Here is a 23,962-nt window from a genome sequence, read left to right on the forward strand (position 1 = left end):
CATGAGTGATTACATCCGACAGCCCCAACAGATTGAAAAAAATAGTTTCGATATCATCAGCCGGATTATTTTCGAGTCATATCCTGATTTTCATTTTGTCGATGAAGAGCAGGAAGCGGTCATCAAACGGGTCATTCATACCACTGCTGATTTTGACTGGCTTAATCTTCTCTATTTTTCCCCTGATGTTTTTCATCTTATTCGTAACGGTATATTGCGTGGCTGTACGCTATACACCGATACAACTATGGCGCTGTCCGGCATCAACAAAACCCGTCTGGCTCAGTATGGAAGCAAATGCCGTTGTTATGTCAGCGATTGTCGTACTATGCACATGGCAAAAGCACAGCAAATTACGCGTTCGATGGCGGCTGTCGATCTGGCTCTGCAAGAACCGGGAGAGAAGATTTTTATCTTTGGCAATGCTCCGACAGCCTTGTTTCGTTTGATGGAACATCAAGTTACTCCTATTGCTGTCGTCGGTGTACCGGTTGGGTTTGTTGGGGCAGAAGAATCAAAAAATGCCCTGATCCAGAGCGGAATAAGCTGTATTGCAGCAAAAGGCCGTAAAGGAGGCAGCAATATTGCAGCTGCGATAATCAACGCGATTCTGTACCGGATGCCAGAGGTGAGCCATGAATGATCTCATTGAGCTCGGTACAGTCTGGCACAGAGGAAAGCAGTATCGTAAAGGCTATACCACCGGCTCTTGTGCGACCGCTGCGGCAAAGGTTGCTGCGTTAATGATCCTGCGTCAGCAGATTATCCATCAGGTTTCAATTGTCACACCTTCCGGCATCACTCTGGCTTTGAATATTGAACAACCCTTGATTGAAGGTGATCAAGCTGTCGCGGCTATCCGCAAAGATGGCGGTGATGACGTAGACGCAACTCACGGAATGCTGATTTTTGCCCGGGTATCCCTGAACGACAGTGGTGTTATCACACTGGATGGCGGTAACGGTATTGGCAGGGTAACGCGGGTGGGGGTCGGGTTACCTATAGGCTGGGCGGCAATCAATAAAACCCCGCGCCAGACCATAGAAGAGACGGTACGGGAGGTAATCGGTCCGAATCGAGGGGCAGATATCATCATTTTTGCACCTGAAGGTGAGGAGAGAGCGAAGCAAACTTATAACGACCGATTGGGAATTAAGGGCGGAATTTCGATTATCGGCACAACAGGCATTGTAACTCCGATGTCAGAAGAGAGCTGGAAACGTTCACTGGCGCTGGAGTTAGAAACGAAACGGGCCAGTGGGTTGGATCGCATTATTTTTGTGCCGGGTAATCATGGAGAGCGCTTTGTCAGCCAGCAGCTGGGTATTGATGCCAGCTATGTCGTCACCATGAGTAACTTTGTCGGTTACATGTTACAGGAAGCAGTACGTTTGGAATTCCGCCATATCGTGCTGGTCGGGCATGTCGGCAAATTAGTGAAAATTGCTGCAGGTATTTTTCATACTCACAGCCATATTGCCGATGGGCGCATGGAAACTCTGATTGCCAGTCTGGCCTTAATGGGAGCTCCTTTCGAACTGATTCAGGCCGTGGATCAGTGTGATACCACTGAAGCAGCCATTGAATTGATTGCTGAACAGGGCTGGCAGGGAGTGTACCAGCAGATAGCGCAGAAGATATGTTGGCGTATCGACCAAATGCTGCGTTTCGCCAAGAGCAAGCCACAGTGTGACGCCATTTTGTTCTCCTTTGATAATCAGATATTAGGTTGTAACCGGCCTGCAGACCAGATAGTGCAGGATTTTATGGAGGGCGGCCGATGATCACGGTTGTAGGCGTTGGCCCGGGTGCTTTAGAAAATCAGACATTGTCTGCGCTGGATGTTATCAGTCAGGCCGATGTTCTGGTTGGAGGAAAACGTCATCTTGCCGAATTTCCTTACTTCGATGGTGAAACCCATCCTGTGAATGCTGATGTGGATACGTTAATGCAGTGGCTGGAACAGAATCAGCATCGCAAAGTTGTTGTACTGGCTTCAGGTGATCCTCTTTTCTATGGCATCGGTAAACGGATTAGCCAGCATTTCTCAAAGCTATCTTTTACTACAAAAGAACCACATGCTGATGAACAGCATAATAGTAGAAAAAACATCCGCATTATCTCCGGTATCAGTTCAGTCCAGTATTTGTGCGCGCAAATTTTGCTGGATATGAATGACATTTATCTCACCAGCAGTCACGGCCGCAAGCCGGATTTTGACTGGTTACTCCAACACAAAAAAATCGCCATGGTGACGGATAACGTTATTGGCCCTTACCAGATTGCCCAGGAAATTCTGGCGCGAGGGCAACAGCGTTACATGGTGATTGGTGAAAACTTATCCCACAAACATGAACACATTCGTTGCCTGACAGCAGAGCAGATCGCGCAACGTGGCGACATTCATTATGGCCTGAATGTCGTGATTATCCTGAATGGTGATTTCTATGAAAGATGAACTGTTTTTGCGTGGTCATCGCATTCCAATGACCAAAGAAGTGGTTAGAGCGCTGGCACTGGAACGTTTGCAACTGGAAAACGCCCGACATTTTATTGATGTCGGTGCAGGTACTGGCAGCGTCAGTATTGAAGCGGCACTGCGTTATCCCGCACTGGATATTATCGCCATTGAGCGCAAAGAAGATGCATTACTGCTACTGGCTGAAAATGTTCAGCATTTTTCCTGCCATAAGGTCCGTATTAAATCGGGGGTAGCCCCTGTGCCACTGGAAATCAATGCAGATGCTATTTTCATTGGCGGAACGGGTGGCCATCTGACCGAAATTATTGACTGGGCGTTGCTCAACCTGAATTCAGGTGGGCGTTTGGTCATGACTTTCATTCTGTTAGAAAACTTCACACAGGCATTGTCCTATTTGGGAGCGTGTCCGGTAGCAGAGCTGGACGGGCGTGAAATTCAGGTGGGAGAACTGACAGCATTAGGACAGGGGCATTATTTCAGGCCTAACAATCCGACTTATCTATTGTCCTGCCTGAAGAGTTCTGATCAGGAGGTACAGAATGGATAACGTCAGCTTTGACACTGAAAAAGTCTGGTTTGTTGGTGCGGGGCCGGGAGATAAGAGTCTGATTACCCTAAAGGGATATCAATTATTACGTCAGGCTCAGATAGTGATTTATGCCGGATCACTGGTTAATCACGAGCTTTTGGATTACTGCCGACCCGATGCTGAATGCCATGACAGTGCCGGATTAACGCTATCAGAGATCACCGAATTAATGGTGAATGGTGTGAAAGGGAAAAAATTAGTGGTTCGTCTGCAAACGGGAGATTTATCGCTGTTTGGCTCCATTCGTGAACAGGCGGAGGAGCTGAAAAACTGCGGAATCAGTTTTATCTCTGTTCCCGGCGTGAGTTCATTTCTTGGCGCAGCCGCGCAATTGGGCGTGGAGTACACCGTCCCCGAAGTTGCCCAAAGTTTAATTATTACCCGTATGGAAGGCAGAACACCAATGCCCCCGCAGGAGACACTGGAAGCCTTTGCTGCTCATCAAACCTCAATGGCGATTTTTCTTTCGGTACAGAATATCAGGGAGGTTGTTGCACGGTTAATTCAGGGAGGTTATGAACAGGAAACACCGGTTGCTGTGGTTTATAAGGCAACGTGGCCTGATTCACAGATTGTGCGTGGAACACTGGAAACCATTACTGAACAGGTCCGCAGTGCCGGTATTCGTAAAACGGCTCTGATTCTGGTGGGCGCTTTTCTTGGGCAAGAGTACCACTATTCAAAACTGTACGATGCGAGGTTCAGCCATGAATACCGTAGCGCCTGACATAATGATTGCTGACACTATAACAGATGGAGTGACAACGTCACTTAATGCAGTCGTACCTGATAACAAATATGCCTTGTTTTGTCTGACAGCGGGAGGTATCGCGCTGGCTCGTCGTTTGCAGTCCTATTTAGCGATAGATTGCTTCACCTCCCCTGAGCTGGTGGAAAGTGGATTTTTCACATTTGACGGTAGTTTTTCCAATACGGTACGCAAAGTATTCACACGATATAGCGCACTGATCATGGTGGGTGCAACGGGGATCGCCATTCGGGTTATTGCGCCTTTACTCCGGGATAAAATGACTGATCCGGCGGTTATCGTGCTGGATGAAAAAGGGCAGTTTGCTATCAGTTTATTGTCAGGGCATATGGGAGGAGCAAATAAACTGGCACAGCAGATTGCCGATATCCTTGATGGTCAGGCTGTCATTACGACTGCAACGGATGTCAATCAGGTCGCAGCGCTGGATCTCTTATCCCAACAATTAGATGGAAGAATGGAGAATTTCCGGGAGAGCGTTAAAACCGTTAATCAAATGCTGGTTAACGGTAAACGGGTTGGAATTTGGTTTCACCCTGATTTAAGTGATGAAAAAAATCGCTACGATATACGTGGGTTCATTCCCGTCTATTCTCTGGAAGAACGCCCTGAGTTGGATGCTTTGGTATACGTCAGTTATGAGCGAACTAATCTAATGCTGGCAATCCCTGTATTTAAATTAATTCCTCGCCGTATTGTGGCAGGAATAGGTTGCCGGTTAGGGGTAGAACCTGAGCGATGTGCCGAACTCTTAGAACGCCATCTGTTGGAACTCAACCTTGAACCACTGGCACTGAAAGCTATCGGCAGTATTGAATTGAAAAAAGACGAGCCAGCGTTAATCCAATTAAGCCAGCAGCATCAAATTCCATTCCAGACTTTTTCTGTTAATCAGCTTTCCCACTATGAGCAAGTATTTCCCACGTCTGAATTTGTCCGGAAAACGGTAGGCATCGGCAGTGTCTCCCAGCCTGTGGCCTGGCTAATGAGTAAAGGGCATTTAGTTGGCCATACTCTGCGAGAGCAAGGTGTCACCATCACATTAGGAGTATTGAGTCCATGTTAACTGTTATTGGAATTGGTCCCGGTAGCGAAGCCATGATGACGCAGGAAGCGATAGCGGCACTGAAAGCCGCTGATATCGTGGTGGGTTATAAAACCTACACCCATTTAGTGAAACCGTTGGTTGGTGACAAGGAAATTATTAAAACTGGCATGTGTAAGGAGATAGAACGTTGTCAGACCGCTATTGAGCTGGCAGAACAGGGTAAAAATGTGGCGGTGGTTTGCAGTGGTGATGCGGGTATTTATGGCATGGCCGGTCTGATTCTGGAACTGGTCAGCCAGCAAAAACGTAATGTAGAAGTCAGGCTGGTGGCTGGAGTGACGGCAAGTACCGCCTGTGCTGCTTTGCTGGGGGCGCCGTTAATGCATGATTTTTGTCATATCAGCCTGAGTGATCTGCTGACGCCGTGGGAATTGATCGAAAAACGGGTGAAGGCGGCGGCAGAAGCCGATTTTGTCATCTGTTTCTATAATCCGCGCAGCCGTGGGCGGGAAGAACATCTGGCCCGGGCATTTGCCCTGATGGAACCATGGAAATCAACAGATACGCCTGTGGGAGTCGTGAAAGCAGCAGGACGTAAACATGAAGATAAATGGCTGACCACTTTTGGCGCAATGGATTTCTCCCGTGTTGATATGCGTAGTCTGGTGATAGTGGGTAATCAGTCAACATATGTACGTGACGGGCTGATGATCACACCAAGGGGATACCGGTTATGAAACGGCCAGCGACTCTCATTTTTGGCGGAACCAGCGATGCCCGCCAGATTTGTCAGATGATGGATACTGTCGGCATCAATTACTGCCTGTCAGTGGCGACTTCCGCAGGCGTACAACAGGCGACTGGGATCCGTGGCGAAATAATTACCGGCAGAATGGAAGCGGAAGAGATGGTGGATTATCTGAAAACGCGGGAAATGGAAAGGGTGATTGATGCCTCTCATCCCTATGCTGAACGGCTGAGCCAGAATATTGTCAGCGCCTGCCGGAAGTTAGGTATTCCTCTTATTCGTTATATTCGACCCAGCGATATTGATGCTGTCGAGAATCCGCTTATTCATAAAGTCACAACCATCAAACAGGCATGTGAAACAGCGGTCAGGCTGGGTACACGGGTTTTGTTGACAACAGGCAGTAAACAGCTGACCGATTATATGACGTACCTGAAAGAGAAAACGGTACTGGCTCGAGTCTTACCAACCGCAGAAGTGCTGAAAATGTGTGAATCCTGCGGCTTATCTGTCGATCAGATTTTTGCCCTGAAAGGCCCGTTCAGTGCTGATTTTAATCGGGCTTTTTACCAATTTTGCCGGGCGGACGTGGTGATTACCAAAGAGTCGGGTGAGCAAGGCGGTTTCAGGGAAAAAGTGGAACCGTGTCTTTCTCTTGGGCTGCCCTGCATTGTGCTTTGTCGCCCGGAACAACAATTTGAAGGCGAGGGGATCACTCAGATTCATGGATTAGAAGAGATGGCGTGCTTGTTGGCAAATTAAAATAAACCAATAAGGAAAAACGAAATGAAAAAAGCACTATTGGTGATCAGTTTCGGAACCAGTTATCACGAAACACTGAAAAATAATATTGAAGCCTGTGAACAACAACTGGCATCTGTATTTCCGGACAGGGAACTCTTCAGGGCATTCACCTCCGGTATGATCATTCGCAAATTGCGCCAGCGCGATGATATTCACATTGATAACCCTCATGATGCGTTAACCAGATTGCACCACGCCGGTTATAACGATGTTGCCGTTCAGTGTTTGCATATTATCAAGGGCGATGAATATGAAAAGGTGTTACATGAAGTTGAAAAATTTCGTCCTCGTTTTAGACGATTAGTGCTCGGTGCGCCGTTACTCAGCCATTTTGATGATTATCTGCAACTGATGCGGGCATTACACCACCAGCTTCCTGTACTGACGGAAAACGAATGTGTCGTCTTTATGGGACATGGCACAGAACACCATGCTTTTTCTGCTTACGCCTGTCTTGACCATCTGATGAATCATTATCACTTTCCGGCACGGGTAGGTGCGGTTGAAAGTTATCCGGAACTTCCCCTGATTATAAAAGGATTAAAAGAGCAACGGATCCGTAAGGTATACCTGATGCCATTGATGCTGGTGGCCGGAGATCATGCCATCAATGACATGGCTTCAAGTGAAGATAGCTCGTGGAAATCACAGCTGGAAAAAGCCGGAATAGCCGCAATTCCCTGGCTACAGGGATTGGGAGAAAATCCGAAAATTCGGCAGATGTTTGTCGACCACCTTACTTGTGCGCTGAACTGTCAGGAGAAAGTCTAATGGATGAAAAATCGTCGGATAATATGGGGAAACTGTATGTTATTGGCGTGGGGCCGGGAGCCAGTGATCTGATTACGGTACGGGCAGCCCGCATTCTTGCTGAACTTGATGTGACCTATACCCCAACGGGAAAAAAAGGAACCAAAAGCCTCGCTCACTCAATTATTGAAGAATATCTTTTGGCGGAAACCAAAGTTTTCACTTACCACTTTTTAATGAAAGCCGATATAGACGCTAAAAACGCAGTGTGGGATGAAGTCGCTCACTCATTGCAAGAAGAAGTGTTCAGTGGCAGAAAAGTCGGTTTTATCACTTTGGGTGATCCTATGCTGTTCAGCACATGGGTATTCCTTTTACAGCGTCTGGTATCGACGCAAATGGTCATTCCGCCGTGGCTGGAAATTGTGCCGGGAATAACTTCATTTTCTGCCATCGCCGCCGCCAGTACGATGCCATTGGCAATGGAAAACCAGACATTGGCTGTTATTTCCTGTACTGCTTCTGAAACCACTTTAGAACAGGCATTGCTTAATCACGATTGCCTTGTCCTAATGAAAGTCTATTCGCGTTTCCCCCTGGTCCGTAACTTGTTACAACGTCACAATCTTCTGGAACATGCATTGATGATGGCTGATGCCACATTGCCGGGTGAACAATGCTGGCGCGACCTCACTACACTGCCGTTCAGTGAAAAAGATTGCAGACAGGAATTATCTTATTTTTCAACGATTTTAATTAATAAAAACTGGCAATTATCGAGGTGAGTTATGCAACAGAAACTGACGAACTCTACGTTATTGAGTGCAATTATCGCACTGTTGTTGGTGATGGCACCGCAGGAAGTTTTTGCTATGCATGTTATGGAGGGTTTTTTACCCCCCATGTGGGCGATTGGCTGGTGGCTGGCTTTTCTGCCTTGTCTGGCGGTCGGGTTGGTAAAGTTACGCCAGATTGTGCAGGATGAGGGGAATCAAAAAGTTCTGCTGGCACTGTGTGGCGCATTTATTTTTGTCCTTTCAGCCCTGAAAATTCCTTCGGTTACCGGAAGTTGCTCACATCCTACCGGCGTGGCGCTGGCGGTGATTCTATTTGGCCCTTCTGTTGTGGCGATACTGGGTGCAATTGTCTTGTTGTTTCAGGCGTTATTGCTGGCGCATGGCGGTATCACAACGCTGGGTGCTAACGGAATGTCAATGGCAGTTATTGGCCCACTGGCCGGGTATTTGATCTGGCGTTTCTCCTGCAAGATGGGAATGCGCAAAGATATTAGCGTCTTTTTGTGTGCTTTTGTCGCTGATATTGTCACTTACGCCATTACCTCCATTCAGTTGGGTGTTGCTTTTCCTGATCCGCAACTCGGTATGGGGGCGGCGATCCTTAAATTCATGGGTATTTTCTGCATAACTCAGCTTCCCATTGCCGTGGCTGAAGGGTTACTAACCGTACTGATTTACGACCAGCTGGTAAAAAGACAATTAATTCAGGCCCGCAGTTTCTGAGGAGAACAACAAATGAAAAAGACCGTGATATTACTGTCCCTCGTTGCAGCACTGTGCATTATCCCGTTTTTCATTGAGCATGGAGGAGAATTTGGTGGAGCAGATGGACAGGCAGAAGCCCAGATTATGGAAATAGCGCCGGATTATACACCGTGGTTTGAATCCCTCTATGAACCTGCCAGTGGTGAGATTGAAAGCCTGTTGTTTACTTTACAGGGAAGCCTGGGTACTGCCGTGATTTTCTACATTTTTGGTTACTATCACCGTAATCGGAAAGATCATGATCGGAATAGATAAACTCAGTTACCAAAGCCGCTGGCGTGATAAAGATCCCAGGGCGAAATTCGCCCTGTATCTCCTGTTCATGACTCTGGCAATGGTGCTTTCGCCATTGGGGCAGGCCGTATTGTTGGTCGGGCTTGTGATGCTGAGCTGCTATCTATTGCGGATCAGCCTGCTGCGTTATTTGAAATGGCTGTTAATTCCTTGTGGTTTTTTGGTATTCGGCCTGATTGCTATTGTGTTGTCCGTTGGTATGCAGCCGGAAAAACTGCTGTGGGGATTTCGTATCGGGCAATATTGGCTTGGTATTGATACACAGGGAATTCAGATAGCTAATCAAACTCTCTGGCGCAGCCTTGCTGCGCTATCTGCAACATTCTGGTTCATGATGAATATGCCCTTTGAACAGATAATCAGATTACTGAAATTTTGCCGTGTTCCCCATTTGCTAATCGAACAACTCCTGCTGACATGGCGTTTTATTTTTATCTTTGTAGAGGAAGCAGCCGCAATTCATCATGCGCAATCATTACGGTTCGGTTACCGCACTTTGCGAACGAGTTACCACTCACTGGCAATGCTAATCAGTATGTTATTTGTGCGGGTAATGAGCCGTTATCAGCAAATGGGCGTGGCATTGGAACTCAAGCTATATCAGGGAAATTTCCATTTAACAATAAGAAAACCATAAAGTAAGGTGAAATAATATGTTAGAAACTCGGGCACTGTCTTTCAGCTATCAGGATGGTCCGGTCTTAAAAGATCTCACACTTGATTTCAGTCGCTTTCAGGTTACTGGCATTATTGGTGCAAATGGCTGTGGCAAATCCACCTTATTTATGAATCTTTCCGGTATTCTGCGCCCACAAAAAGGCGCAGTCTGGTGGAATAACACACCGCTGGATTATAGTAAAAAAGGTCTGATGGCTCTGCGCCAGCGTGTTGTGACAGTTTTTCAGGACCCCGACCAACAAATTTTTTATACCGATATCAACAGTGATCTTGCTTTTAGTTTGCGTAATCTGGGTGTTGATGAAACTGAAATTCAGCGCCGGATAGAATATGCACTGACTCAGGTAGATGCACACACTTTTCGCAATAAGCCAATTCAATACCTGAGTTTTGGTCAGAAAAAAAGAGTCGCTATTGCGGGTGCGCTGGTTATGGATGCTGATTATTTATTGCTGGATGAACCAACCGCAGGGCTTGATCCGGCAGGTCGCCAACAAATGCTAGATATTATCCACAATATTGCTGCTGAAGGTAAAAGGATCATTATTTCCAGTCACGATATAGATTTAATTTATCAAATCTGCGATGGCTTATATGTGCTGGCAAATGGAGAAATGATCAGTTCCGGCAGCACTGAAACCGTGTTCCTGCAAAAAACTCAGCTTGAGCAGGCTGGATTGGTACAGCCGTGGCTGGTGAAAGTACACACTGAAGGTGGTTTGTCTTTGTGCAAGACAGAGCAACAGCTTTTTTCCATGCTTCGCAAAAATATCCCTAATCATTAACACTTTTGTAAAGCAGCAATAATGAAGTTTGCTATGCAACTTGTAACTACCAAAATCCCAGCTACACTGCCTTCGTTAAATTTTCTGTTGCTGAGATATTAAGTACGAATACAACTGGAAAAATATTTTTAGTCAAAAAGTGGGTTACTTGTCTAACCCCGTAACATCCGATTTGTGTATAGGATAAAGTAACCACACAGTATGCAAGCTAATCTTTAATCGAGCGGGTTGCCATAAAAGTAGGTAAATACTGATCTATGACAAAACGGGGATAGGGTTGCCAATCCTCATAAAAATCAATTAACCGGAATCCAACACGTAGTTGCCCACCAATTAAATCAGTTAAAGAGTGTCCGAAAACAAACGCTTCCTGTTTCTGGTTTTTATCAGTTATTTGTTCTGGTGTCAGAATATCCATTTCAGAAAAAGGCATTTTATACAGTGGCTTAATAATTCCTTGCTGCATATGTTCTTGATTGCGTTCTCCAACAAAAACGACAGGGTTAAAAAAGCTCGCTAATAATTTCCCTTTTCTTTTTAAAACCCGGTGACACTCTTGCCATACAGGATTGACATCGGGAATATACAAATTAGAGATAGGGTGAAAAATGAAATCAAATGTTTCATCGGCGAATATACTGAGATCTCGCATATCTCCTTGAACAGTCTCAATTCGGAGTTCGTCTCTTTCTGCAACGATTCTGTCTTGCTCCAGTTGTTTTATGGAAAGATCAAAAACAGTGACTTCAGCTCCGGCTGCCGCCAGTATTGGCGCTTGCTGCCCACCGGCAGAGGCCAGACACAGGATACGTTTCTGGCTAATATCACCAAGCCACTCTTTGGGAAGCGCTTTCGGAGTGAGATGAACCTGCCATTCACCTTTTTTGGCTTGTGAAACCGTCTCGGAACTAACAGGGACAGACCACGGATGCTGTTCTTCGGCTTGTCTATCCCAGGCTATTTGGTTCGCAGTTAAAAAATCAGTCATAAAGAATACTCATTGGTAGGGGAGTGATGCAACTCAAAATCTATAGGGTATAATTTAAAAGCGTTGATTTAAGACTCTTTCTGATCCGAATCTCTTATTATATACGTCTTCTCATTCATCACCCCGAACTCTTCTTCGCTCACAGGAAAACATCCACCAGCACACGGGTTTCACATGATTAAAATGGTTTTGTCGGTAAATATTTACCGTCCAGAGTGATTACAGCCCGGCTTCCGCCTGCGGGATCTTCGATTTTCCTGATATCTAATTTAAAGTCAATTGCACTAATAATACCATCGCCAAATTGCTCATGAATTAACGCTTTTAAGGTTGTTCCGTAGACTTGTAATATTTCATAGAAGCGATAAATCGTTGGGTCGGTCGGTATTCCGGTTGGGATTGAACCCCGCATAGGAATTGCCTGTAGAAGTTTTACCGCATCATCTTTCAGCCCCAATTGTTCGACAACCTTTTTGGCCGCTTCCATCGGTAATGAATGTTGCCCAAGTAAGGCCGCTGTAACAAAAGTCACACTCAGCCCTGTGCCCTGCGCAATGTCTTCCCATGAGAGGTTTTTTGCAAGTTTGGCTGTGATAATACGTTCAGTCAGTTCGAGACGAGAGGTTTGAGTGGTTAATGTTTGTTGCATGTTATTTTCCTGAATAGTAGTGAGAGGTAGAAAAGGGGTAAATAAGGAAAATAACCCGGATCACTATCCGTAATTCGGGTTATTGACTGCTTATTTTTTCATTTCAATAATATAGTGATGACTTCCTGTCAGGGAGAAATTAAGATTATATGCATTTGTTATAGTGAGACCCGCTTGTCCTGCTATTGATTCGAATTCTGAGCGATATCGTGATTTACCCGATACTGTGACGTCCATATATAAATCAAAAGATTCTGAAGTCGCATTATTTTTCTCTTTAATCATCTCGATAATATATAAAACAGAATCTTTTCTCATTGCTTTATGGCAATTTCTGAGAATATCAACGGCTTTTTGATCTGGCCAGTTATGCAATACGTTTTTTATACAATAAGCATCGTATCCTGAAGGAATATCAGCAAAAAAATCACCATTAATTAAAGTTACACCTTCAGATTCTTTTTTGTCAAAATCATACAAATCCATGACGTGACACTGGATATGGGGATAGTGCGTTTTTATATCTTTTGCTAAAGCGCCAAGCCCTCCACCTATATCAATAAATGAAGTAATGCCATCTAGAGGCATATTTTCAATAATTGGATCACTCTTTGACTCAGTTGCTTTTGACATAAAATCATCAAAAGTCACTTTGAAGTTTTTATTACTTTCATGACCCGCATAAGCGAAAAATGATTGATGATTGTGAATTTCAAACGCCGGTTTGTCGCTCATTTCATTCAGAGATATGCTGTATTGTGACCATGCATTCCAAATAGCTGGGTTTAATTCGAGTTTTATGTGTAATGTCTCAAGGCTGTTTGGATCACTGAGAGTTGAGCATTCCTCAGTGAGATAAAATTTATCTTCTTTTTTTGTTAACACATTGAGTGTTTGCATGTAATTCAACAGCCTATGAAACCTATCCTCAGAAACATGACATAATTGAGCAAGGTGTTTCGCTGTTTTACCCTCTTGGGTGGTTAAATATAATGGTGCCTTACTTTCCACAAAAGCAAACAGTGCAGCAGACTTACGATAAGACACAGTCATTTCTGATAACATTATTTTCTCCCGCATATATATAATTAATCAGAACTAAAGTATATTTTTTTAATAAATCTTGCATTATCAAATTATGCCATAAGAGCAATAATTATTACCATGAAAAAACAGGTTAAATATTATCAATCAGACTTTATGAACAGCTGTTAATTAAATAATTTTTCTTTGATTAATATCAATTAATTGCCATAAAATTTGATTTTATTATGCGATTAATAAAAAATGTAATGCAATGTAAAATAATACCCCTTGTGTTGAGTAGAGCGTGGTTCATAAAATAAAACACCCGAATTACGATGTAAGCAGTAAACCGCTATGAAAACTTCACAAGTAGTACCTCTTACCCAGTACCAAAAAGAAATTTATTATGAAACCCAACGTAATCCAGAAAGTAATCAATTTACTATAGCCATAGCACGGAAATTAAAAGAAAATATTAATTTTGAAAGGTATTTTCATGCAGTTAATAACACCATAAATTGCGATATAACACGTCAAATACGTATCCTTGAACAGGATGGAGTGCTGAATCAGCAGATAAAAAACAGTGCTATTAATCAAGTAAAAATTATTGATGCTGAAGATAAGGATATTTCTGTTCTTTTCAAAGAATGGTCAGAACACATTTTTACTCTGAATGACAAATCATTACTTGAAGTTGTCTTACTGCGCAATTTGAAAAATAACCAGTCGGCTATTTTTATTCGAGCCCATCATATTGTTTGTGATGGCTGGGGAATAAATCAGTTAACAAAAAAAATCGCTAAATATTATCGGAATACTGATGATAATACTGAGTCATTATCCCTCAACACTGAAAAGTATATTTCATCGATCCTTGAACAAGAAAAAATTCTGTCACAGCCAGAAACCGAACAGCAAATAACACAACTGGCTGATCTTACACAACGTCATGAACCGGTTTTTTTTAATCGGAAAAAGAAAAGACATCAGTCTCATTTTATACAACATAGGCACCTATTAGCGCCCGCCAAAGTAGAGAAGATGCTTTCTCAGGGAATCAACCCTTATCAGGTTGTTATGGCTTCAGTGGCTATCTTGTTATCACGAGTACACAATAACACCCGATTAACCATTGGTATTCCATTCCTTAACCGTCGTATGAATCAGCTTGATATTGCAGGGGAGTGGGCTAATACACTGCCACTGGCTGTTATGGTCAACGCACAGGATACGTTTATTGAACTGGCGGCGCGTATTAAAGCCGATATTTCAAATCTAAAAGCGTTTGAACATATTCCTCTTGGGCGTTTACTTAAATCTATAGGTGCCGGGAAACGTCAGTGTTTTGATGTCACTGTATCTTATAACTATTCACCCCTAACTGCGGCTTCCCGTGATATCTATAACGACGAAGAGATTTATGCCGCAGCAACGGCCCATGAAGATGATGCTATTGCGATTCATGTTCATAGCTGTGGGAATAACAGGGAAGTTGCCATTGATATTACCGGGGCCGAGGATATTTTCGATGAAGATTACTCATTTGAAGCCTTTACTTCGTCTTTAGCACATATCATTGAACAGATGGTTGCATCGCCAGAGCAGACTGTTGCTCAGGTGAACCTCTCTTCAATCGAAGAAGTGGCACGACTTGCTCTTTTTGAACAAGGGCCGGTTACTGAATTCTCAAAACAAGAAACTTTATCAACGCTATTTGATACTCAGGTTGCATTAGATGGTGAAGCAATCGCTATCGCAAGTTCTGGCGGGAAACCAGCCCTGACTTATCTCCAATTCCAAAGCCGTATAGATAATATGGTAGCCGTTTTACTGAAGGCTGGTGTGAGAAAAGGGGACATGGTTGCTATTTTGATGGATCGTAGTACGGATATGCTCACAGCGATTTTCGCGGTCTTGAAAGCCGGTGCCGCTTATTTGCCTGTAGATCCCAATTATCCGCAAGAGCGGGTTAACTATATGCTGAAGGACAGCGGTGTCACGGTCATCATTTCCGATGAAGTTAAACCGTCTTTGAGTGAGCAATCGTATGTTGTCATTGATGGAAGTCGCATTTCAATTCATGAGTATATAAAGCAGCCCAATTTATCTGCCGCAGATTCGCTGGCTTATATGATTTATACCTCAGGTTCTACCGGACAGCCTAAAGGTGTAATGATCAACCATAATTCAGCGGTAAACCGGATTGAGTGGATGCAGGAACGTTATCCACTCAATAGCACGGATGTGATATTACAAAAGACACCGATTTCATTTGATGTGTCTGTCTGGGAATTATTCTGGTGGTCAATTTCCGGGGCATCTGTTCACTTATTACCTCCCGGTGCTCATAAAGATCCGCTGGAGATAATAAACGCGATAAGTGCACACAACGTAACAACATTGCACTTTGTTCCTTCTATGCTTCAGCCTTTCCTCGATATTCTGGAAGCTGAACCAGAGTTAGTGAATCAACTAACTAGCTTACGCCGCGTATTCACCAGCGGTGAAGCCTTGCCTCCGACACGGGTTAATCAATTCCGTCAGATTTTTTCCGCTTTTGGTTTAAATGCACCGGCTTTGATCAATCTCTATGGCCCGACTGAGGCAACCGTAGATGTATCGTATTTTGAGTTTCTTCCCGAAAATAACAGTGTTATCAATCGGGTTCCTATTGGATTCCCGATCAACAATATCACACTGAGAATCGTATCCCAGCATGGCACCCGGCAACCAATAGGTATTGCGGGTGAGTTGCAGATTAGCGGCATTGGGTTAGCCCGTGGTTACCACAATAAGACTGAATTAACAGACGAGAAATTCATTCTGGATGGAGGTGAACGCTGGTATCGCACAGGGGATTTAGCTAAATGGTTACCTGATGGCAGCATTGAATATTTGGGGCGAATTGATAATCAGGTAAAAATCAGAGGTAACCGTATTGAGCTGGGGGAAATACAAAATACGCTAGAGCGTATTCAGGGGATCAGCCGAGCGGAGGTTTTACCACAGGTAAACAGTAATAGTGATACTTACCTGTGTGCATATTATGTTATTAACCCGAATGTCATCAATAACCAGTATTTTACTCCTGAAAAACTGCGTGAAATGTTACTGGAATGCTTACCTGATTTCATGATCCCGCAGCAATTTATCCCCGTTTCTTATATTCCTCTTACTCCAAATGGTAAAGTTGATCGTCAGGCACTTATTACGCTGGTAAATAGCTCATTGGTAAAAACGGAGGTTTTGCCTAGCTATGATGATGCTCAGACTGAAACTGAACATCAATTGGCTGAAATATGGCAACGGGTATTAAAAATTGAGAAGCTCAGCGTGCAGGATAATTTTTACACATTAGGTGGTGATTCAATCCTGATGTTGAAAGTACGTTCTGAGGCTGAAAAAGCAGGAATGAATGTCACGCTTTCTGAGTTATCACAATATTTGACGATAGCTGAGTTGAGCCAGCAAATTGATGCTGGCCGGAAAATTCAAAAACATGTTGAGCTATCTCCGTTTGCCTTGATTAAAGAAAAAGAGCGTGCAGCACTTTCACACTATGAAGATGCGTTTCCTGCCACTCAACTCCAGCTTGGTTTGATATATCACAGCCAGCAGAGCAAACATTCAGCCACTTATAAAGATGTTTTCCGCTATACGCTGAAAGGAAAGTGGGAGCCTGAAATTTTTCGCCAAAGTATATCAGCGATAATCCAGCGACATCCTGTTCTGCGTTCCCACTTTAATCTGGCGGATTTCAGTGAACCATTACAAATTATCAACCACAATATCAGGCTTGATGATGTTGTAGAGATTCATGATATCAGCTCACTGACACAGGATGATTCCGAAACAACGCTCAAAGAGTGCATGGAAAAGGGACGTCGTCATAACTACCAGTTTGATTGTGCGCCATTGTATCGAATCAGCTTATTCAGAACGGCAGATACTATCGAGATGGTATTCAGTTTTCATCATGCCATTCTGGATGGTGGCAGTGTGGCAAATTTGATACGTGAACTCTTTTCTCGTTACCAGCATGAGGGGATGTATTCTTCAGAGGCAGATGTATTACCATCACCAGCTCTATATGTTCAGGATGAGATCCACGCATTACAGTGTCAGGAACACCAATTGTTCTGGAAAAACATGTTCAGCGGGCTGACCAGAACGCAATTACCTGCCTACCGGTTGTACGACAGTGAGCCAGAAGATCGGGTCTTCACTAAAAAAGCAATTATTTCCAAAGAAACTGAAGAAAAGCTGACAACGTTAGTCCAGCGTGAACGTGTTTCAGTTAAATCAGTATTCTTTGCCGCCCATTGTTTGACTGTGGCTAAAATTACGGCTCAGGATGAAATTGCAACCGGGTTAGTCACTCACGGCAGACCAGATGCACAGAATTCAGAGCAAACACTGGGTTTGTTTCTCAATACATTACCTGTCCGTTTTTCTGTGCAGAATAAAACATGGAAAGAGTGTATCCATGCTGTATTTAGCGCTGAACAGCGTCATGCTCCATATCGTAAATATCCGCTTAATGCTATCCGGCAAGTAGCAGGAGAAGGCGTGGAAATAAGCTCCGCATTTAATTACATTCATTTTCATGTATTAAAAGATGTTTTTGACACTCCTGATTTATCTCTCATTGCATTTGATCCGTGGGAAGAGACTAACTTTGAATTACTGCTCAATGTCATGACCGATTTCAGTACCGGCCAACATTATCTGCGATGTGATTTTGATGGCAGTGTGTTCTCACAGATTCAGGCTGATACCTATATGGATATCTATATGTCCATATTGAACAGAATGATCAGCCATCGTGATCAACCGGCAACGCTGAGCCAGCCGCTTACACAAAGCAACAAAGGCATATATTCTCAGGAATTTATCTCTGTACTGGCGATGATGGCCAAAAATGTACGGGAACAGCCGGATGCAATTGCAATCCGTCATCATGATCTGCAATGGAGTTACAGGAAACTCTGGTCGGAATCCGGGAAAATTGCTTCCGTGTTGATTGCTGGTGGCGTTGTGCAGAATACGCCTGTTGCCATTGCGCTTGAACGTTCTCCGATATTGGTTTCATCACTGATTGGTGTTATGAGAGCAGGCGGCGTTTGTCTTCCGTTGGATTTAAGCTATCCGGCTCAGCGTATTGAAGCCATGACGGAACAGGCTCAGCCAGCACTTGTCATTGTTGATGATAAATCCAGTCAGTTATTTAACGTGGCGGCAATTCCAACCGTCAGGGCTGACACGCTGATACACAGGGGTGTGCCTTTATCAGATACAGAGAAACCAGAGACAGAAATAGAGCCTGAACAACTGGCTTATTTACTGTTTACTTCCGGTTCAACGGGAAAACCTAAAGGTGTGGCAATGCCGCATCGTAGCTTGTCAAATATGGTTATTTGGCAGAATGAAACCCAATCCGGTAAAAATATTGGTTCTACCTTACAGTATGCGCCACTGAGTTTTGACGTTTCATTTCAGGAGATTTTCTCTACGCTGACTGCCGGTGGCGAGTTACATCTTATCAGTGAAGATGAACGACGCGATCCTTTGCAATTACTGCGTACTCTTGATAATTACCGGACAGAAAGAATTTATTTGCCTTATGTTGCGCTTCAGCAATTAGCTGAAACAGCCGTTGCACTGGAAACCTACCCGAAAAACCTGAAAGTTGTTATTTCATCAGGAGAACAACTTCGGGTGACTGATGATATTCGTTTGCTTATCGGTCAGATTAATAACGGTATTCTTGAGAACCAGTACGGTCCGACGGAAACCCATGTTATCACGGCATTTACTATGCAGGGTGATCCGGCAGTTTTTCCGGCGCTTCCTCCCATTGGTAAAAGTATCAGCAACGCAGATATCATCTTGCTTAATAGCCAGTTAGAAGAAGTCGCTATCGGTGAACAGGGGGAAATTTATGCCCGTGGTTTACCTGTTGCACAGGGCTATTACCGCCAGCCAGAATTAACCGCAGAACGCTTTATTGTCCTTAAAGGCAGCGGGGAGACACTCTATCGAACCGGTGATCTGGGTGTAAAACTCAGGGATGGCAATATCCTCAGCTTAGGCCGTAAAGATACTCAGGTTAAAGTACGTGGGTATCGTGTAGAACTGGCAGAAATAGAATTAGCGATATCGAGTACGCCCGGTGCTGATAAGGTTCTGCAAGACGTTGCTGTTGTCGTTCAGCAACATGGGGAAAATGATAGCCTGCTGGTGGCATTCTTGGTAGGAGAAAAGAATGAAGCCTTAACTGGGCGTATACAGCAACATTTGTCTGAAAAATTGCCTAAATACATGGTGCCTTCCCGAATAGAGTGGCTGAGTACTCTGCCTAAAACGCTAAGTGGTAAGCGTGATGATGCTGCATTACGTAGTATGAAGATTATGCAATGCCATAACAACGCAGAAGATATTGCGCCACGAGACAATTATGAACAGGTTCTGTGTGATTTGGCCGCTGATTTGCTGAAAATTCCTGCTGTATCTGTTCACCAGAATCTGTTTGATATCGGGGCTACTTCATTAACTGCCATGAGAATGGTGGTCTTGATTGAAAAGCATTTCAGTACCAGTGTTCCTTTGTCTCTTTTTATCAGTTACCCGACGGTTGCCCAGTTAGCTGCACATATCAGGGAAGAGGGAGGGTATCCAAAATTCAGTCCGCTTGTCCCCATGCGAACGACAGGGCATAAACAACCACTGTTCTTTGTCCATCCTATGGGGGGAAATGTGTTGTCCTATTTGCGGTTAGTGAAGTATTTCCCTGACGATCAGCCTTTCTATGCATTACAGGCGCATGGTGTAGACGCAGGATCTATACCGCTGAACAGTATACAGGAACAGGCTGCAAATTATCTGGAAGCTATACGTGGAATACAGCCACATGGCCCATATTCAATCGGAGGTTGGTCTTATGGCGGATTTGTCGCATTCGAGATGGCCCGACAATTGAAAGAGCAGGGTGAAGACGTCACAGACCTCTTTATTTTAGACACGGTGGCTGTTAACGCATCGTCTCAGACAACAATAAATGAAGGCGCTTTGCTGCGATGGTTCTTTTGGGAATTATTATGGCTGAACGAAGGCGCCACACTCCCGGAACAGACCTTACCGGAACAGATTACCTCTTTGCAGGAACAGTTTGAATATATCACCGAGCATGCTATCGCGACAGGTGCAATTCCTCAGGGTAGTTCCCGTGCAGTCATACAGCGGTTATTCGATGTGTATAAAGCTAACTGGAAAGCGGCTACAGATCATGTTGCTGATAAAGCGGATATCAATATGACTTTATTACATGCAACACGGCCGTTACCTGTCATTTTGCGCTCTATGCATGATGCGGTACGAAGTGAGTATCGTGATCCGAAAAATGGCTGGGAGAGCAAGACAAGCGGTTATATCAATGTCATTGATGTGCCCGGGGATCATCTGGAAATCATGGAAGAACCTTATGTACAGGAAGTGGCAAAGGTCATTCTTCAGGAAATGAAAAAATCGTCTACAAAACAAGTCATATCGGATTCGGAGAAAATATGTCCCGTCCATTGAAAGTTATTATAGCTGGTGCAGGTATTGGCGGATTAACGACGGCGGTTGTTTTACAGCGTCTTGGTTATGAGGTTGAAGTTTACGAACAAGCAACGACTTTACGAACGGCAGGTTCTGGTCTGTCTGTGATAACTAATGCTGTTGCGGCGCTATCCTCTATTGGAGTTAATCTGAAACTGGAAAACTTTGGTGCTCCGGTTAAGAATTTCGAAGTCAGGAACGTTAAGGATCAGCTTATACGCAGAATGCCTGTACCTGAAATCTCGTCTTCCAATGGATTTGATAGTGTCTGTTTATCACGTAAGGCACTACAGGAAGCCCTGTTACAGCAATTAGATCAGAACATTATTCATGTCGATGCGAAAGTAGATGAAATTATCGAAAGTGATAATGCGGTTACTGTCCGTTTTGCTGACGGAAGAGAAACACAGGGTGACCTGTTGATTGGTGCTGATGGTATCCACTCTGTTGTCCGGGAATATCTACAGGGGAATCAGCCGCTCCGTGCTTCTGATTATATCTGCTGGCTGGCAATTACCCGTTATCAGCATCCGCAGATTACCCCCGGCTATGTTGTCCATTATTTGGGGCAGGGAAAACGAGTCGGTTTAATCGATATAGGCGGAGGTGAAGTTTATTGGTGGGGAACTGCAAACATGAGTAACGAGCAGGCCTGTCATTGGGAAGGGAGTAATCAGGATGTTCTGGCCTATTTTGAGGGTTGGCCGACAATTGTTTCCGACATTATTTCACAAACGCCATCGGAAGATATTATCTCCGTATCTGCGCAGGACAGGCCTTTTTCCCCGCTTTGGGGGAAAGGAAGAATTACTCTTTTAGGTGATGCTGCTCACCCTATGCTTACGACCCTGGGCCAGGGTGCCGGGATGGCGATTGAAGATGCTGCTGTTCTGGGGCATATGTTGAAGCAGCAGCCAGATCCAGTTGCCGCTCTGCGTCAATACGAGAAAGTGCGTATCCCAAGAACCGAACTGTTTGTTGATGAGTCAAAGATACAAAGCGATCTTGGACAGAAAGATGGTATTTTTGATTGTCAGCAGAGGGACTTATCTTTACAGTCTTTACCAGAGACGGCTCTCAGAGAAGACTTTGAAAGATTCTTACACTTTCCGGTGGGAGATCTTACTCTCCAGACCCTATAACGACTCTTTTGGTTAAAGCATTTTTGTCGTAAAAAATCTGCAACGGGCTGTGTTTAAAGTAAAAATACAGCCCGTTATTATTCAACAATGATTGGCTCTGAGATCCCAAATTTTCATTATTTGTGTAATGGATGATTCAAGAACCTCCAGCGAAACGTCATCTCTGGCTAAAGTTGAAAATCCTAACAGAAGACCATTGAACAACGCCGCCATTGCTGAAGGATCACTTTCGCTTGCTAACTCACCGTTATCTATGGCGCGCTGTATACACGAAGCAAAACCTTTCCGCGTTTCTTCTCTGATATCTGCCAGCAGTTTTTGGATATGTTCATGCTCTGGTGAGCAAACACTAGCTGACAATACGAGTAAACAACCCGAGGGGTGATCGTATTCTGTTTGCATTCTCGCTGAGTGACGTAGTGCCATTTCAACCGCGTCTTTGGGAGGTATGTTCTGATCCCAAAGGCTTGCGGTTACCTGACCATATGTATCCAGATAACGGGTTACTACTTCTTTAAATAGTGCCTCTTTGGAGCCAAAGGCAGCATAGAAACTGGGAGCAGAAATGCCACCCATTCCAGCTTTTAGCTGACTCAGAGACGTTGATTCATAGCCGTGTTCCCAAAACAGAAACATCGCCTGATTGACCGCTACATCTCGATCAAAACGACGTGGACGCCCCATTTTAGCCATCATTATTTCCTCATTAAAGTCTACTTAAATACTAATCGATATAAAAGTCCTTGACAAGGTAGCCTTGTTATCTCTACTTTTATATCGATCGATATATATATTAAAAGGATCATTTAAATGCATGAAAACACCTCTGTATTATCAGTAACGACAACTGAGCGTCTTCCTATTTCCGGATTATTGGGGCTGGCAATGACGGGCTTTATTGCTATTTTGACGGAGACACTACCCGCAGGGTTACTACCTCAAATTAGCTTGGATTTTGGCGTTTCAGAAGCGTTAGCGGGTCAGTTAGTCACTCTTTATGCTCTAGGGTCATTATTAGCAGCAATTCCTCTTGTCGCCGCAGTACGCGGTTATCGGAGACGACCCGTTCTACTCTGCGCGATTGTTGGTTTTTTGATTTTTAATACGATTACTGCATTATCCTCAAATTATTTTCTGACATTAACTGTACGTTTTCTGGCTGGAGTTGCAGCGGGTCTTGCGTGGGGGTTTTTAGCCGGTTATGCACGGCTGATGGTACCAGTTTCATTGCAGGGCCGGGCAATGGCCGTGGCAATGGTGGGAACACCAATTGCATTATCTCTGGGGGTTCCGGTCGGGACTTGGGCGGGTAATCTGGTTGGCTGGAAAGGAACCTTTGCGATTATGTCTGGCCTGACACTAATACTGGCGATATGGGTCATACTTAAGGTACCTGATTTTCCTGGGCAAAGTGCAGAGCGGCGTGTTCCTGTTTACAGAGTTTTTACCACAGCGGGTGTTCGTCCGGTGTTGCTTGTCATTTTTTTCTGGATGTTGGCACATAACATTCTTTATACCTATATCTCACCTTTTCTTGTACCCGCCGGATTATCGGAACGTGTTGATTTCATTCTCCTGATATTTGGGATAGCAGCTTTACTGGGTATCTGGATCATCGGGTTATTGGTTGATAACTATCTGCGAATACTGGTGTTACTCAGCCTCAGCATATTCACCTTAACTGCCGTTATGCTTGGTTTTGGTGGTAATATCCCTTCAGTCATTTATCTGGGAGTTGCTGTCTGGGGATTAACCTTTGGTGGTGCAGCGACATTACTGCAAACGGCTTCTGCTGACGCCGCAGGGGATGGTGCCGATATAGCGCAATCTATGGTTGTCACTGTATGGAATATTGCCATCGCTGGTGGCGGTATTCTGGGAGGAATTCTGCTGGAAACCCTTGGAGTATCTTCATTCCCCTGGGTGATCTGTCTATTGTTATTAGCTGGATTAACTTTAGGCTGGAAGTCTAAAAAATATGGCTTCCCCAGCAGTCGTAGGCTCCAATAAGCGCAAAAGATAGCGTATTTTTGGTACCTCCTTCAC

General features: G+C 44.3%; 21 protein-coding genes. 17 read left to right on the top strand and 4 right to left on the bottom strand.

From position 1 onward, the window contains the following. The first annotated feature begins 1 nt into the window (after window position 1). From AACX38_RS04010 to AACX38_RS04075, 14 genes are read left to right on the top strand one after another with little or no spacing between them, the layout of a single operon-like run. Window positions 2-643 (top strand): cobalt-precorrin-8 methylmutase, encoded by a 642-nt coding sequence (locus AACX38_RS04010; protein ID WP_228863580.1) that lies wholly within the window; start codon window positions 2-4, stop codon window positions 641-643. Further along, window positions 636-1,784: a cobalt-precorrin-5B (C(1))-methyltransferase CbiD gene (gene cbiD, locus AACX38_RS04015; protein WP_228863581.1), complete on the top strand. Its 1,149-nt coding sequence runs from the start codon at window positions 636-638 to the stop codon at window positions 1,782-1,784. Before AACX38_RS04010 ends, cbiD begins: the two co-directional genes overlap by 8 nt. Further along, window positions 1,781-2,458: an SAM-dependent methyltransferase gene (locus AACX38_RS04020; protein WP_228863582.1), complete on the top strand. Its 678-nt coding sequence runs from the start codon at window positions 1,781-1,783 to the stop codon at window positions 2,456-2,458. The genes cbiD and AACX38_RS04020 overlap by 4 nt, the downstream gene beginning before the upstream one ends. Further along, window positions 2,448-3,029, top strand: coding sequence for a decarboxylating cobalt-precorrin-6B (C(15))-methyltransferase (locus tag AACX38_RS04025; protein WP_228863583.1), 582 nt, complete (start codon window positions 2,448-2,450; stop codon window positions 3,027-3,029). The genes AACX38_RS04020 and AACX38_RS04025 overlap by 11 nt, the downstream gene beginning before the upstream one ends. Then, window positions 3,022-3,798, top strand: coding sequence for a cobalt-precorrin-4 methyltransferase (locus AACX38_RS04030; protein ID WP_228863584.1), 777 nt, complete (start codon window positions 3,022-3,024; stop codon window positions 3,796-3,798). Before AACX38_RS04025 ends, AACX38_RS04030 begins: the two co-directional genes overlap by 8 nt. 4 nt (window positions 3,799-3,802) lie before the next feature. Further along, complete coding sequence (gene cbiG, locus AACX38_RS04035; protein WP_228863613.1) at window positions 3,803-4,906, top strand: cobalt-precorrin 5A hydrolase; 1,104 nt, start codon at window positions 3,803-3,805, stop codon at window positions 4,904-4,906. Beyond that, the gene (locus AACX38_RS04040) at window positions 4,900-5,625 is read left to right on the top strand and encodes a precorrin-3B C(17)-methyltransferase (RefSeq protein WP_228863585.1); all 726 of its coding nucleotides are present in this window, start codon (window positions 4,900-4,902) and stop codon (window positions 5,623-5,625) included. The genes cbiG and AACX38_RS04040 overlap by 7 nt, the downstream gene beginning before the upstream one ends. Continuing rightward, window positions 5,622-6,398 carry a cobalt-precorrin-6A reductase gene (locus tag AACX38_RS04045; protein ID WP_228863586.1) on the top strand — a complete coding sequence of 259 codons (777 nt, stop codon included), beginning with the start codon at window positions 5,622-5,624 and terminating at the stop codon, window positions 6,396-6,398. The genes AACX38_RS04040 and AACX38_RS04045 overlap by 4 nt, the downstream gene beginning before the upstream one ends. Window positions 6,399-6,422: 24 nt before the next feature. Then, window positions 6,423-7,211, top strand: a complete 789-nt coding sequence (gene cbiK, locus AACX38_RS04050) for a sirohydrochlorin cobaltochelatase (RefSeq protein WP_228863587.1) — start codon at window positions 6,423-6,425, stop codon at window positions 7,209-7,211. Then, window positions 7,211-7,975, top strand: coding sequence for a cobalt-factor II C(20)-methyltransferase (locus AACX38_RS04055; RefSeq protein WP_228863588.1), 765 nt, complete (start codon window positions 7,211-7,213; stop codon window positions 7,973-7,975). The genes cbiK and AACX38_RS04055 overlap by 1 nt, the downstream gene beginning before the upstream one ends. 3 nt (window positions 7,976-7,978) lie before the next feature. Next, window positions 7,979-8,710, top strand: coding sequence for an energy-coupling factor ABC transporter permease (locus AACX38_RS04060; RefSeq protein ID WP_099122116.1), 732 nt, complete (start codon window positions 7,979-7,981; stop codon window positions 8,708-8,710). Between the two features lie 12 nt (window positions 8,711-8,722). Further along, window positions 8,723-9,007, top strand: a complete 285-nt coding sequence (locus tag AACX38_RS04065; protein ID WP_228863589.1) for an energy-coupling factor ABC transporter substrate-binding protein — start codon at window positions 8,723-8,725, stop codon at window positions 9,005-9,007. Continuing rightward, a complete protein-coding gene (locus AACX38_RS04070; RefSeq protein ID WP_228863590.1) occupies window positions 8,991-9,683 on the top strand; it encodes an energy-coupling factor ABC transporter transmembrane protein in 693 nt (230 codons plus the stop codon). The genes AACX38_RS04065 and AACX38_RS04070 overlap by 17 nt, the downstream gene beginning before the upstream one ends. A gap of 16 nt (window positions 9,684-9,699) precedes the next feature. Further along, window positions 9,700-10,509 carry an ATP-binding cassette domain-containing protein gene (locus tag AACX38_RS04075; protein WP_228863591.1) on the top strand — a complete coding sequence of 270 codons (810 nt, stop codon included), beginning with the start codon at window positions 9,700-9,702 and terminating at the stop codon, window positions 10,507-10,509. A gap of 208 nt (window positions 10,510-10,717) precedes the next feature. Here AACX38_RS04075 and AACX38_RS04080 read toward each other — a convergent pair whose 3' ends face one another. From AACX38_RS04080 to AACX38_RS04090, 3 genes are all read right to left on the bottom strand, one after another. After that, window positions 10,718-11,497 (bottom strand): class I SAM-dependent methyltransferase, encoded by a 780-nt coding sequence (locus AACX38_RS04080; protein ID WP_228863592.1) that lies wholly within the window; start codon window positions 11,495-11,497, stop codon window positions 10,718-10,720. 178 nt (window positions 11,498-11,675) lie between these two features. Further along, entirely contained in the window at window positions 11,676-12,146 is a 471-nt protein-coding gene (gene cynS, locus AACX38_RS04085; protein WP_099122110.1) for a cyanase, read from the bottom strand. Window positions 12,147-12,236: 90 nt separating this feature from the next. Further along, window positions 12,237-13,211 (bottom strand): methyltransferase, encoded by a 975-nt coding sequence (locus tag AACX38_RS04090; RefSeq protein WP_228863593.1) that lies wholly within the window; start codon window positions 13,209-13,211, stop codon window positions 12,237-12,239. 315 nt (window positions 13,212-13,526) lie between these two features. On the opposite strand from AACX38_RS04090, the gene AACX38_RS04095 reads away from it, so the two are divergent. Then, the gene (locus AACX38_RS04095; protein ID WP_228863594.1) at window positions 13,527-20,753 is read left to right on the top strand and encodes an amino acid adenylation domain-containing protein; all 7,227 of its coding nucleotides are present in this window, start codon (window positions 13,527-13,529) and stop codon (window positions 20,751-20,753) included. After that, complete coding sequence (locus AACX38_RS04100; RefSeq protein WP_228863595.1) at window positions 20,738-21,916, top strand: FAD-dependent monooxygenase; 1,179 nt, start codon at window positions 20,738-20,740, stop codon at window positions 21,914-21,916. Before AACX38_RS04095 ends, AACX38_RS04100 begins: the two co-directional genes overlap by 16 nt. 81 nt (window positions 21,917-21,997) lie before the next feature. On the opposite strand, the gene AACX38_RS04105 is transcribed toward AACX38_RS04100, so the two are convergent. Then, window positions 21,998-22,609: a TetR/AcrR family transcriptional regulator gene (locus AACX38_RS04105; RefSeq protein WP_228863596.1), complete on the bottom strand. Its 612-nt coding sequence runs from the start codon at window positions 22,607-22,609 to the stop codon at window positions 21,998-22,000. A 117-nt stretch (window positions 22,610-22,726) separates the two neighbouring features. Here AACX38_RS04105 and AACX38_RS04110 point away from each other — a divergent pair, with 117 nt between their 5' ends. Further along, window positions 22,727-23,926 (top strand): MFS transporter, encoded by a 1,200-nt coding sequence (locus AACX38_RS04110; protein WP_228863597.1) that lies wholly within the window; start codon window positions 22,727-22,729, stop codon window positions 23,924-23,926. The last annotated feature ends 36 nt before the right edge of the window (window positions 23,927-23,962 follow it).

The organism is Xenorhabdus sp. PB30.3 (assembly GCF_963895965.1).
Taxonomy (GTDB): domain Bacteria; phylum Pseudomonadota; class Gammaproteobacteria; order Enterobacterales; family Enterobacteriaceae; genus Xenorhabdus; species Xenorhabdus stockiae.

What these genes read in the sequence shown, in the direction of transcription:
- AACX38_RS04095 (WP_228863594.1), top strand. Translation starts at nt 13,527, where the DNA reads ATGAAAACTTCACAAGTAGTACCTCTTACCCAGTACCAAAAAGAAATT.
- AACX38_RS04030 (WP_228863584.1), top strand. Translation starts at nt 3,022, where the DNA reads ATGGATAACGTCAGCTTTGACACTGAAAAAGTCTGGTTTGTTGGTGCG.
- AACX38_RS04080 (WP_228863592.1), bottom strand. Translation starts at nt 11,497, where the DNA reads ATGACTGATTTTTTAACTGCGAACCAAATAGCCTGGGATAGACAAGCC.
- cbiD (WP_228863581.1), top strand. Translation starts at nt 636, where the DNA reads ATGAATGATCTCATTGAGCTCGGTACAGTCTGGCACAGAGGAAAGCAG.
- cbiK (WP_228863587.1), top strand. Translation starts at nt 6,423, where the DNA reads ATGAAAAAAGCACTATTGGTGATCAGTTTCGGAACCAGTTATCACGAA.
- AACX38_RS04010 (WP_228863580.1), top strand. Translation starts at nt 2, where the DNA reads ATGAGTGATTACATCCGACAGCCCCAACAGATTGAAAAAAATAGTTTC.
- AACX38_RS04020 (WP_228863582.1), top strand. Translation starts at nt 1,781, where the DNA reads ATGATCACGGTTGTAGGCGTTGGCCCGGGTGCTTTAGAAAATCAGACA.
- AACX38_RS04040 (WP_228863585.1), top strand. Translation starts at nt 4,900, where the DNA reads ATGTTAACTGTTATTGGAATTGGTCCCGGTAGCGAAGCCATGATGACG.
- AACX38_RS04110 (WP_228863597.1), top strand. Translation starts at nt 22,727, where the DNA reads ATGCATGAAAACACCTCTGTATTATCAGTAACGACAACTGAGCGTCTT.
- AACX38_RS04055 (WP_228863588.1), top strand. Translation starts at nt 7,211, where the DNA reads ATGGATGAAAAATCGTCGGATAATATGGGGAAACTGTATGTTATTGGC.
- AACX38_RS04075 (WP_228863591.1), top strand. Translation starts at nt 9,700, where the DNA reads ATGTTAGAAACTCGGGCACTGTCTTTCAGCTATCAGGATGGTCCGGTC.
- AACX38_RS04065 (WP_228863589.1), top strand. Translation starts at nt 8,723, where the DNA reads ATGAAAAAGACCGTGATATTACTGTCCCTCGTTGCAGCACTGTGCATT.
- AACX38_RS04060 (WP_099122116.1), top strand. Translation starts at nt 7,979, where the DNA reads ATGCAACAGAAACTGACGAACTCTACGTTATTGAGTGCAATTATCGCA.
- AACX38_RS04090 (WP_228863593.1), bottom strand. Translation starts at nt 13,211, where the DNA reads ATGTTATCAGAAATGACTGTGTCTTATCGTAAGTCTGCTGCACTGTTT.
- cynS (WP_099122110.1), bottom strand. Translation starts at nt 12,146, where the DNA reads ATGCAACAAACATTAACCACTCAAACCTCTCGTCTCGAACTGACTGAA.
- AACX38_RS04070 (WP_228863590.1), top strand. Translation starts at nt 8,991, where the DNA reads ATGATCGGAATAGATAAACTCAGTTACCAAAGCCGCTGGCGTGATAAA.
- AACX38_RS04025 (WP_228863583.1), top strand. Translation starts at nt 2,448, where the DNA reads ATGAAAGATGAACTGTTTTTGCGTGGTCATCGCATTCCAATGACCAAA.
- cbiG (WP_228863613.1), top strand. Translation starts at nt 3,803, where the DNA reads ATGATTGCTGACACTATAACAGATGGAGTGACAACGTCACTTAATGCA.
- AACX38_RS04100 (WP_228863595.1), top strand. Translation starts at nt 20,738, where the DNA reads ATGTCCCGTCCATTGAAAGTTATTATAGCTGGTGCAGGTATTGGCGGA.
- AACX38_RS04045 (WP_228863586.1), top strand. Translation starts at nt 5,622, where the DNA reads ATGAAACGGCCAGCGACTCTCATTTTTGGCGGAACCAGCGATGCCCGC.
- AACX38_RS04105 (WP_228863596.1), bottom strand. Translation starts at nt 22,609, where the DNA reads ATGGCTAAAATGGGGCGTCCACGTCGTTTTGATCGAGATGTAGCGGTC.